This window comes from Candidatus Aquicultor secundus (assembly GCF_002791875.1).
Lineage (GTDB): Bacteria > Actinomycetota > Aquicultoria > Aquicultorales > Aquicultoraceae > Aquicultor_A > Aquicultor_A secundus.
This window is the reverse complement of the sequence record NZ_PFNG01000148.1, coordinates 1-1,402: the sequence shown is the minus strand read 5'-3', so window position 1 is coordinate 1,402 and position 1,402 is coordinate 1. Positions and strand designations below refer to the sequence as shown.

The following is a 1,402-nucleotide window of genomic DNA, read 5'->3' as shown; positions in this document are numbered from 1 at the left end:
TGTCGTTTCGCTGGTATTTGATTTTTACCAGTTTCTTGAGGATATCATCGAGGTTGTAGTCTTCACCAACATTTAGAAAAACAGTAGTTGACTGGTAATCCTCAGGGGAACCCAAGCCGTAAATGCATGAGACGGATGCGACGATAATAACATCGCGTCGAGCGAACAGCGAGCTTGTTGCGGCGTGACGCAGCTTATCTATCTCTTCGTTGATTGAGGAATCTTTCTCGATGTAGGTGTCGGTATGCGGGATATACGCCTCGGGTTGATAGTAATCGTAGTAGCTCACAAAATACTCGACCGCGTTGTTTGGGAAGAAGTACTTGAACTCGTTGCACAACTGGGCAGCGAGCGTTTTATTAGGGGCGATGATGAGCGACGGCCTCCCGATATTCTCGATCACCTTCGCCATCGTGTAGGTCTTGCCCGAGCCGGTAACGCCGAGAAGGGTCTGGTAATCCATGCCCGCAGTGACGCCTTCGACCAGCTTTTTGATTGCGTTGGGCTGGTCTCCCTTTGGTTCGTAGGGAGCTTCAGCCTTAAATCCATTCATTATGCATTCATTTTACGGGATTTACGGGGGGTTTGCACTCGGCAATGGATAGCGTGTTAATTTGGTTTAGCCGTTTCTTCCTGCTGCGGTTTACTTGCCTTCTGTTCATCGAGGTGTTTCTGGTGTTGGTCTTGCTCATCCTGGCGTCGTTGCTCCTCGGCGACAAACTCGACGATCTTGTGCTGGTCTCTCTGATCGATCTCTGTAAACTTGATCCCAAGAAGGTACTCGCTTGAGCCAGAGCCTTTTGAGCTACAGTGGACGATTTCGCCGCATGCCTTGATTTTGTTGCTCTTTATCGAGTTTAGCTCGATCTCAAGCCGCGCGCTGTGCCCGGCCTCAATGGGATTTCTTGAGTATATCGTTACACCGATGCCGCCACCGCTGACATCGTAAATCTTTAAGCCTTTATAGCGGTTGACCTGGTTGTCAAATTGGAGCCTGACCTGAATACCGCCGTCCGTCCTGATTCTTGGAAAAACTCTACGTTGTATCCGCTGCGGTTTACCAATCGGCATAATGGCAACTATCTCGGCCTTATCGCCGATGGCCACAACCTTGACGGACATGGCGCAACTTCCGTCGCTGGTCGGACGGATAACGGTTAGTATACCCCCGACCTCACATCCGTGGATGAGCGGGCGCTCGACCGCCTTGCAAATAATCGTCTTGTCTTGTAAGACCAAAACAAATCTATAGAGCGCAGCTGTATTTTTGTTCTCAAGCCTAACGGTTACACCGGGCTTAGCAAGCTCTACAAAATCCGGTCATATTTCATCTATGGTTGAGGTTTGTTCATCAGACATACGATGAGTATCGGCAGCTTATAACTAGCGCTTAAGATAACCA

The 1,402-nt window shown here is 49.3% G+C and carries 2 protein-coding genes; both read right to left on the bottom strand.

Going from position 1 to position 1,402, the window contains the following annotated elements:
* On the bottom strand, positions 1–553 hold a 553-nt coding region (locus tag COY37_RS06090), incomplete at its 3' end, for a DEAD/DEAH box helicase family protein (RefSeq protein ID WP_286976755.1).
* 56 nt (positions 554–609) lie between these two features.
* A complete protein-coding gene (locus tag COY37_RS06085) occupies positions 610–1,239 on the bottom strand; it encodes a flagellar brake protein (RefSeq protein WP_286678266.1) in 630 nt (209 codons plus the stop codon).
* Between the last annotated feature and the right edge of the window lie 163 nt (positions 1,240–1,402).